General features: G+C 72.5%; 9 protein-coding genes. 2 read left to right on the top strand and 7 right to left on the bottom strand.

The genetic code is table 11. The features are described from left to right. Positions 1–38: 38 nt before the first annotated feature. Positions 39–650 carry a trimeric intracellular cation channel family protein gene (locus ACYU7L_RS16395; protein WP_460798847.1) on the bottom strand — a complete coding sequence of 204 codons (612 nt, stop codon included), beginning with the start codon at positions 648–650 and terminating at the stop codon, positions 39–41. A gap of 247 nt (positions 651–897) precedes the next feature. Here ACYU7L_RS16395 and sepH point away from each other — a divergent pair, with 247 nt between their 5' ends. Then, the gene (gene sepH / locus ACYU7L_RS16390; protein WP_460798744.1) at positions 898–1,968 is read left to right on the top strand and encodes a septation protein SepH; all 1,071 of its coding nucleotides are present in this window, start codon (positions 898–900) and stop codon (positions 1,966–1,968) included. Here sepH and ACYU7L_RS16385 read toward each other — a convergent pair. Genes ACYU7L_RS16385 through ACYU7L_RS16375 form a run of 3 tightly spaced genes read right to left on the bottom strand, consistent with a single transcriptional unit; the run spans position 1,940 to position 4,892 of the window. Continuing rightward, complete coding sequence (locus ACYU7L_RS16385; RefSeq protein ID WP_460798741.1) at positions 1,940–3,010, bottom strand: NAD(P)-binding domain-containing protein; 1,071 nt, start codon at positions 3,008–3,010, stop codon at positions 1,940–1,942. The two genes, sepH and ACYU7L_RS16385, sit on opposite strands and share 29 nt — an antisense overlap. A 38-nt stretch (positions 3,011–3,048) precedes the next feature. Further along, on the bottom strand, positions 3,049–3,885 hold the full coding sequence (locus ACYU7L_RS16380) for a sulfurtransferase (RefSeq protein ID WP_460798738.1): 837 nt from the start codon (positions 3,883–3,885) through the stop codon (positions 3,049–3,051). Beyond that, on the bottom strand, positions 3,882–4,892 hold the full coding sequence (locus ACYU7L_RS16375) for an aldo/keto reductase family protein (protein WP_460798735.1): 1,011 nt from the start codon (positions 4,890–4,892) through the stop codon (positions 3,882–3,884). The genes ACYU7L_RS16380 and ACYU7L_RS16375 overlap by 4 nt, the downstream gene beginning before the upstream one ends. Positions 4,893–4,981: 89 nt before the next feature. On the opposite strand from ACYU7L_RS16375, the gene ACYU7L_RS16370 reads away from it, so the two are divergent. Further along, on the top strand, positions 4,982–5,635 hold the full coding sequence (locus ACYU7L_RS16370) for a thymidine kinase (protein WP_460798732.1): 654 nt from the start codon (positions 4,982–4,984) through the stop codon (positions 5,633–5,635). Positions 5,636–5,655: 20 nt separating this feature from the next. Here ACYU7L_RS16370 and ACYU7L_RS16365 read toward each other — a convergent pair whose 3' ends face one another. Genes ACYU7L_RS16365 through ACYU7L_RS16355 form a run of 3 tightly spaced genes read right to left on the bottom strand, consistent with a single transcriptional unit; the run spans position 5,656 to position 8,092 of the window. Beyond that, the gene (locus tag ACYU7L_RS16365) at positions 5,656–6,819 is read right to left on the bottom strand and encodes an alkaline phosphatase family protein (protein WP_460798730.1); all 1,164 of its coding nucleotides are present in this window, start codon (positions 6,817–6,819) and stop codon (positions 5,656–5,658) included. Further along, complete coding sequence (locus ACYU7L_RS16360) at positions 6,816–7,400, bottom strand: DUF5998 family protein (protein ID WP_460798728.1); 585 nt, start codon at positions 7,398–7,400, stop codon at positions 6,816–6,818. The genes ACYU7L_RS16365 and ACYU7L_RS16360 overlap by 4 nt, the downstream gene beginning before the upstream one ends. A 47-nt stretch (positions 7,401–7,447) precedes the next feature. Next, positions 7,448–8,092: a sulfotransferase family 2 domain-containing protein gene (locus tag ACYU7L_RS16355; RefSeq protein ID WP_460798726.1), complete on the bottom strand. Its 645-nt coding sequence runs from the start codon at positions 8,090–8,092 to the stop codon at positions 7,448–7,450. Positions 8,093–8,095: the final 3 nt, after the last annotated feature.

Below are 8,095 nucleotides of genomic sequence, written 5' to 3'. Positions count from 1 at the left end.
CCCCCGACTCGATGGTCAAGATGCGCCGACTCGGCGGGTCAGACGCTGGCGGGGCCCCTGGGCATCGGCGCCTGCCAGTTGCGCCAGATCGCCAGCAGCCGCCAGGCCAGGCACACGCCGCCGCCGAGGAGGGTGACGAGGACCAGGGGGAGGTCGGCCTCGACGCCAGCGACCGCGATCGCGCCGCCGGCCAGGGCGGGAGTCGCATAGAGAGGTCCGCGGAAGATCTCGGGGACCCGTCCGGCGAGGACGTCGCGCAGCATCCCGCCTCCGATGCCGGTGACCATGCCCATCAGCGCGGCGGGGACCGGACCGAGCCCGTAGTCGAGCGCCTTGAGCGCGCCCGCCACGCAGAAGACGGCAAGCCCGAACGCGTCGAAGAGGTTGACCAACCGCTCCATCCGGCCCAGCGCGGGGTGGTAGACGAAGGTCACGAGCCCCGCCGCCACGGGGACCACCAGGTAGCGCCAGTCCGTGAGCGCGGCCGGTGGCGTGGCGTCGATCAGCACGTCGCGCAGGAAGCCACCGCCCAGACCCGTCGTACCGGCCAGGACCAGGACGCCGAAGACATCGAGCTGCTTGCGGACGCCGACCAGCGCACCGGAGATCGCGAAGACGAAGATCCCGACGAGGTCGAGGACCACCACCATCGTGATCACGGTCCACTCCAGCCGCAGACGGGGGCCGAAGCAGGCCGCTGCGAGACAGTGATGGGCACGGGCGGAGGTTACCTCCGCCGCTCATCGCGCGCGTTGTCCCGGCCTGCGCCACGGCTGGCGTAGGCTCGCCCCACCGGAGATGTCGGTGCACGAAGACCGGGAGGTGACCATGGCTCAGCACAACCCCGTGCCGAGGGCAGCGGACGGTCTCGTGACGAGGCAGGAGCAGGATGACGCGATGAGGCACCTCACCCTGCTCGGGGTGCGGGAGAACGGCGCGCGGCTGCTGCTGGTCGACGACGCCGGCCTCGAGTTCACCCTCGACGTCGACGCGCGACTCCGGGCCGCCCTGCGCGGCGACAACGCACGCACCGGCCAGTTGGAGACCAAGATGGACAGCGCCCTTCGCCCCCGCGACATCCAGGCCCGGATCCGGGCCGGGGAGTCGCCCGAGGACGTGGCTCAGGCCGCGGGGAGCAGCGTCGAGAAGATCCTCATCTACGCCGGCCCCGTGCTCGCCGAGCGAGCCCACGTGGCCGACCGCGCTCAGCGCTCCTCGGTGCGCCGCAAGTCCGGTGACCACGGTGCGCGCACCCTGGGCGACGCGGTGACCGCCCAGCTGCGCCCCCAGGGAGTCAGCCCCAGCACTGTCCAGTGGGACGCCTGGCGCCGCGAGGACGGCCGCTGGACCCTCACCGCGTCGTACGCCGCGGGCCGGCGCACCGGTGCCGCGACCTACGTCTTCGACCTGCCCGGCAACTACGTGGTCGCCGAGAACGACGACGCCCGCTGGCTGGTGGGCGAGCCGATCGCCGAGGCCGTGGTGACCCCGTCCCACGACGACCTGCACCGGGCCCGGGAGCGCCGCCTGGCAGCCGTCGCCGAGGGCGAGGACCAGCTCCCCTTCGCCGAGGACGAGCTGCGTGGTCTGCAGCGGTCCGGTGCCCAGCAGACCGATGCCCAACAGTCCGGGGGGTATCAGCAGGCCGACGAGCTCGGCGACGACGTGCTCGGCCTCGCCAACGGACCGGCCGAGGAGGCTCCGGACGTCCTGGGACCGGACGAGTCCACCGTCGACCTCAGCGAGACCGCCGCCCGGGTGCGCGAGGGCCGCGCGGGACGCGGGCGCCCGACGATGCCCGAGCAGCCACTCGTGGAGCCCAGCCCGAAGCAGTCCCCCGCCGCTGAGCCCGCGGCGGCCGACGAGACACCCGAGCCGCCGGCTCGTCGTCCGGTGCGCAAGAGCCGCGGTCGCGCGTCGGTCCCGAGCTGGGACGAGATCATGTTCGGCGGAGGGAAGAACGACTGAGCAGGTCGCGCACGGCGACGGCCGCCGCCCGCCCTGCGCGGTTGGCGCCGATCGTGCTGGCCGACGGGCCGTAGCCCACGAGCTGGACGCGCGGGTCCGCGACCGACGTGGTCCCGTCCAGCTCCACGCCGCCCGAGGGCGTCCGCAGTCGCAGCGGAGCGAGATGGCCCAGCGACGGCCGGAAGCCCGTGGCCCACAGGATCACGTCCACGCGCTCGTGGCGAGCGTCCGACCAGACGACCCCGTCGGCCACGATCCGATCGAACATCGGCAGTCGCTCGTAGGCCCCCGTCTCGACCGCCGCCTGCTCCTGCTCGCGCAGGTGCAGGCCGGTCACGCTCACCACGCTCTGCGGCGGCAGCCCCTGGGCCACCCGCTCGGCCACGAGGGCGACGGCGGCGCGGCCGTCCTCGGGACGCAGGTCGCTGGTGCGCCACAGCGGCGGACGTCGGGTCACCCAGAGCGTCTCTGAGGCCGGCGCGATCTCCCCCAGGATCTGCACCGCGGAGTGTCCTCCCCCGACGACCAGCACGCGCTGCCCGGCGAGCTCCCCCGGCCCGTCGTACGACGAGCTGTGCAGCTGACGTCCCCGGAAGTCTGCGGCGCCCGGATAGGCCGGCAGGAACGGTCGCTCCCAGGTCCCGGTGGCGTTGACGAGCGTCCGGGTGTGCAGGCGCCGCAGGCCGGCCTCGACGACGAGCAGGTCCCCCTCGGACACGACGCGGTCCACCCGGACGGGACGCTCGACCGGGAGGGCGAAGTCGTGCTCGTAGCCGGCGAAGTAGTCCGGCAGCACCGCACGGGCCGCCCGGGTCGGGTCGACGTCGGGGAGCGGCGCCTCCGGGAGCTCGGCGATGCCGTGCACGTCGCCCATGCTCAGCGAGCGGGCGCGGTGCTGCCAGGCCCCTCCCGGGGCGGCGTTGGCGTCGAGCACGACGTGGTCCACACCCAGGCGCAGCAGGTGGCGAGAGACCGACAGGCCGGCCTGGCCGGCGCCGATGACGATGCTCCCCCTCGGCTGTGCACCCTCGTGTGACTCCATGGGGCGAGAACGCGCGCGAGACCCCAGCTATGCCCCAGCTATGCCCGCGGCCGTCCCCCGCCGGTCTCGACCGGTCGGTCCGGATCGGTGATCCAGCCACTCCAGCTGCCCGGGTAGAGCGCCGCACGCACGCCGGCGACCTCCATCGCGAGGACGTCGAGAGCGGCGGTCACGCCGGAGCCGCAGTAGGCCGCGACGTCCGCACCCGGGACGGCGCCCACGGCGGCATAGAGCTCCGCCAGCTCGGGGGCCGGGCGCAGCCGGCCGGTCTCGTCGAGGTTGCCGATCGTGGGCACGTTGACCGCGCCGGGGATGTGGCCGGCCACCGGGTCGACCGGCTCGGCCTCACCACGGAACCGCTCGGGAGCGCGGGCGTCGACGAGCACGTCGGTGCGCAACACGCGCTCGGGCGTGACGACCGGCATCCCTCCCGGACGCGCGACGAAGTCCCCCGGGAGGGAGCGGGCGGACCCCGTCTCCACGGCGCCGCCCGCGCCCTTCCAAGCCCCCCATCCCCCGTCCAGGACGCGGACGTCGGGGTGACCGTGGAAGCGCAGCAGCCACCAGCACCGGGCGGCCGCGTGCCCAGACCAGTCGTCGTACACGACGACGGGTCGGTCGGCGCCGACCCCGGCCCGGCACATCGCCGCCTCGAAGAGCGCCGGCTCGGGGAGCGGGTGGCGTCCCTCCTCCCCCGGGGGCGCCGCCAGCTCGGTGTCGAGGTCGACGTACGACGCGCCCGGGACGTGCCCGGCGGCGTACTGCTCCGGTCCGTCCTCGCGGCCGAGGCGGTAGCGCACGTCCAGCACGGTGACGTCGGGGAGCCGGCGCCGGAGCTCCTCGACGTCGATCAGCGGCCCGGTGGGGTCACTCACGTCGGGCGCTGGCGCGGGCTGTGCGCCGCGGTCTTGCCCGGGTCGCGCTCCACGATGTCGCCCAGCGCCTCGTCGATCTGCTTCATCGCGTCATCGGGGATCGTGACGCCGGCGGCCTTGACGTTCTCGTGGACCTGCTCCGGCCGGGAGGCGCCGATGAGGGCGCTGGCGACGTTGTCGTTCTGCAGCACCCAGGCCACGGCCAGCTGGGCCATCGTGAGGTCGAGCGACTCCGCCACCGGACGCAGCGCCTGGACCCGGGTCAGCACGTCGTCGTTCATGAACCGGCTGATCATGTCCGCACCCCCCTTGTCGTCGGTCGCGCGCGAGCCGGCGGGCGGCGCCTGGCCGGGCTGGTACTTCCCCGACAGCACGCCCTGGGCGATCGGGGACCAGACGATCTGGGAGAGGCCGAGCTCACGGGAGGCGGGGACGACCTCGTCCTCGATGACCCGCCAGAGCATGGAGTACTGCGGCTGGCTCGAGATCAGCTGGAAGCCGAGCTCGCGGGCCAGCGCGGCCCCCTGGCGGATCTGGTCGGCGGTCCACTCGCTGACGCCGATGTAGAGCGCCTTGCCCGAGCGCACCACGTCGGCGAAGGCCTGCATGGTCTCCTCGAGCGGCGTCTCGACGTCGAAGCGGTGCGCCTGGTAGAGGTCGACGTAGTCGGTGCCGAGCCGGGTCAGCGAGCCGTTGATCGACTCCATGATGTGCTTGCGCGAGAGCCCGGAGTCGTTGGGGCCGCCCGGGCCGGTGGTCCAGTAGACCTTGGTGAAGATCTCCAGCGACTCGCGTCGCTGGCCCGCGAGCGCCTCACCGAGCACCGACTCCGCCTTGGTGTTCGCATAGACGTCGGCGGTGTCGAACGTCGTGATGCCGGCGTCCAGGGCGGCGTGCACGCACTGCGTCGCGACGTCGTTCTCGACCTGGGAGCCGTGGGTGAGCCAGTTGCCGTAGGTGATCTCGGAGATCTTGAGACCGCTGTTGCCGAGGTATCGGAAGTCCATTTCCCCGACAATAGCCAGCCGATCTGACAGCCGGTCCGACAGCCCGTCGCCGACACGGCATCCGCCCGGCTGTGGGAGACTCTGCGCCCGTGGCTGAACTCCAATTCTTCACCGGCACCATGGACTCGGGAAAGAGCACGCTGGCGCTCCAGACCAACCACAACCACGCGGCCCGGGGGCGCGTCGGCCGGATCTTCACCGCGCACGACCGGGCGGGCGAGGCCACGCTGTCGAGCCGGCTGGGGCTGACCCACGACGCCATCGAGGTGGGCACGGACTTCGACTTCTGGAGCTACGTGGTCAAGACGCTGACCCAGGGTGGGCGCATCGACTACATCATCTGCGACGAGGTGCAGTTCTACACCGCCACCCAGGTGGACCAGCTGGCCAAGATCGTCGACGAGCTGCAGATCGACGTCTTCACGTTCGGCATCCTCACCGACTTCCGCACCGCGCTCTTCCCGGGCAGCGCCCGGCTGGTCGAGATCGCCGACCGGATGAACGTGCTCCAGGTCGAGGCGCTGTGCTGGTGCGGCAAGCGGGCCACGCACAACGCTCGCACGGAGAACGGCGTGATGGTCACCGAGGGAGAGGTCGTGGTCGTGGGCGACACCGACCGCCACGAGGCCGACGAGATCGAGGTCGCCTACGAGGTGCTCTGCCGCCAGCACCACCGCCGGCGACTCACCGCCGCGAGGGCCAAGGCCGTCTCGCTGGCGCCCGAGCCCCTGCCCTTCGGCTGACCTGTCCTTCGGCTGAGCCGTCAGCAGATCAGGATCGGGATCAGCATCTCGGCCGGCGTCAGGGAGCCGTGCAGCCCGACCAGCGTCTGCTCGTAGGGGAAGTCCCGGCTGCTCATCACGGCCGCGTCTCCCCGGCAGGCGACCATCACGTCGCCGAGCCGCAGCCGGACGTCCGGGTGGACCTCGCCGAACCAGCCGCGGCCGATCACCTCGTCGCGGCTGAGCACCTCGGCCCGGTCACCCAGCATCTCGCGCCAGGCACTGAGCACGTCGTCGACGGCGCCGCTCGCGCAGTAGAGGTGGCGGAAGCGGGCCTCGCCACCGAGCAGCGCCACGCCTGAGCGCAGCTCGGGGTGCTGGTCGACGTCGATCCGGCTCTCGTCGGGGCTGTCGACCATCCCGTGGTCCGCGACCACGACGAGCCGGGTGCCGGCGGGCAGCGCGTCGCGCAGCTGCTCGGCCTCCGAGTCGATCATCGACAGCTGCTGGAGCCACGGGGTCGAAGCGACCCCGAACTTGTGGCCCGTCCAGTCCAGGTCCCCGTCGTAGCAGTAGGTCAGTGAGGGACTCCGCTGCGCCGCCGCCACGACCCCGGCGATCCGCTCCCCGACCCGGTCCGCCCCGACGTACGCCGCACCACGGTGGGCGGCGGTCGTCAGCCCACTGCCCTCGAACTCCCGCTTGTTGACGACGGTCATGCTGACCCCGGCCGCCGCCATCCGGGCGAACGCCGTCGGGTGCGGCTGCCAGGTCAGCGGGTCGACGGACTTGTCCCAGAAGAGCGCGTTGAGCAACTTGTCGGTGCCGGGCACCCGCGAGGTGAAGCCGACCAGTCCGTGGGTCCCCGGCGTCAGGCCGGTGCCGAGCGAGGTCAGGCTGGTCGCGGTGGTCGAGGGTACGCCCGCGGTCCCGTCCTGCTGCTCGTCGAGCAGGGTCGCGAGGAACGGCGCGGCATAGGCATAGCGACGCAGCAGCTCGGCGCCGAGCCCGTCGATCAGGAACACGACGTACGACGAGGCGCCCGGCAGCACCAGCCCGGGGCCCGGCCCGTCGGGCAGCAGGGGTCCCACCCCGAGGGCCTCCGCCACCGCCGGCACCACGTCGCCCAGGGAGCGCTGCTGGTAGGCGGGCTCGACGAACGAGCCGGCCGTCGGCGTGCTCATGGCGGCGGCGCCGTCGCTCACGCGCCGTGGGTCTTGGCGGACAGGTGCTCGGCGAACGCGAGCAGCCCCTCGACGGCGGCGTGGCCGTCCGCGGCCTCGGAGACGCGCAGCGAGAAGTCGTCGGAGGCGAGCACCCCGGTGTAGCCGTGGTCGGCGTCGCACTGGGGGTCGCTGCAGCCCGCGGGCTCGAGGTCGATCCGGCCGACCCCGCCCCAGCCGATGGTCAGCACGGCCTCGGCCGGCGGCGTCGGGCCGCCGGTCGGGTTGGCGATCATCCGGGTCACGACGACCGACTTCACCGACGACAGCGAGATGGCCTCGGTCGAGGTGGAGGTGTAGGGCTCGGGCAGCAGGTCGTCGCCGGCGTGCTCGTCGGTGTGGGCCAGGATCAGCCGCGACGGCGTGAGCACGACCACCGTGATGTGACGCCGCACCTCGTCGCGCTCGATGGTCGGCTCGTGGTGGACGTAGAAGGCCACGACCTGCTCTCCGGCAACGGCGCCGTTCACCCCGTCGGCCACGACCTCGGGGTAGTAGCCGGTACGGTCGATCGCGTCCTTGAGCTCGAACGAGCGATCCTGGTCAGCAGTGCGGCTGCGCATGGCGGCAGTCTGTCACGCCAGGCTCGGGGGACGGGATTCCACCCGGCTCAGAACTCGTAGCCGAACAGCTCCAGGTCGGGCGCGAAGATCTCCGCCACCCGCGACCGGGTCGCCGGCGTGTAGCGCTCGCGCCAGTCCGGCTTGGCCTCCGCGGTGTTCTTGCGCAGCACCTCCTCGGGCTCGGGGAGGCCCAGATGGGCGAAGACGTGACGGATGTCGGCGCTCAGCGACTCGGTGCGCCCGATGAAGTCCACGGTCCGATTCGGCGTCCGCAGATAGTCGATCTGCGGGGTCCGCAGCCGCTCCCACTCGTCGGGGCCGCGCAGCACGAAGTCGTCGAACGTCGGGTAGTCGCGCGCCACCGCCCCCAGGAACGGGTTGGTGGTCAGGTGCCGGATGGAGCCCTTCCAACCGCGGTCTGCCTCCACCATCAGCCGCCGCACCATGTCGTACCAGGACACCAGCCGCGACCACGGGTTGCGCACGAAGCCGAACGACCAGTAGTCGACCACGGCCGGCTCCCGCTCGAGGATCTCCGTCAGCGTCGCGTGCCGGTTCGGCGGCCGCAGCTTGCGCGCGTCCGGCAGGGCCGCCTCCAGCATGTGCTGGATCGACACGCCTCCCGTCTTCTGGACGTGGACGAAGAGCATGCGGTGCGAGTCGGAGATGAGCACCGCCCGATCGTAGGTCACCGC

This window comes from Nocardioides pacificus, assembly GCF_054775955.1.
Note: the sequence above shows the minus strand (reverse complement) of the source record. Positions and strands in the feature narration are given on the sequence as shown.

What these genes read in the sequence shown, in the direction of transcription:
- ACYU7L_RS16395 (WP_460798847.1), bottom strand. Translation starts at nt 650, where the DNA reads ATGGTGGTGGTCCTCGACCTCGTCGGGATCTTCGTCTTCGCGATCTCC.
- sepH (WP_460798744.1), top strand. Translation starts at nt 898, where the DNA reads ATGAGGCACCTCACCCTGCTCGGGGTGCGGGAGAACGGCGCGCGGCTG.
- ACYU7L_RS16385 (WP_460798741.1), bottom strand. Translation starts at nt 3,010, where the DNA reads ATGGAGTCACACGAGGGTGCACAGCCGAGGGGGAGCATCGTCATCGGC.
- ACYU7L_RS16375 (WP_460798735.1), bottom strand. Translation starts at nt 4,892, where the DNA reads ATGGACTTCCGATACCTCGGCAACAGCGGTCTCAAGATCTCCGAGATC.
- ACYU7L_RS16360 (WP_460798728.1), bottom strand. Translation starts at nt 7,400, where the DNA reads ATGCGCAGCCGCACTGCTGACCAGGATCGCTCGTTCGAGCTCAAGGAC.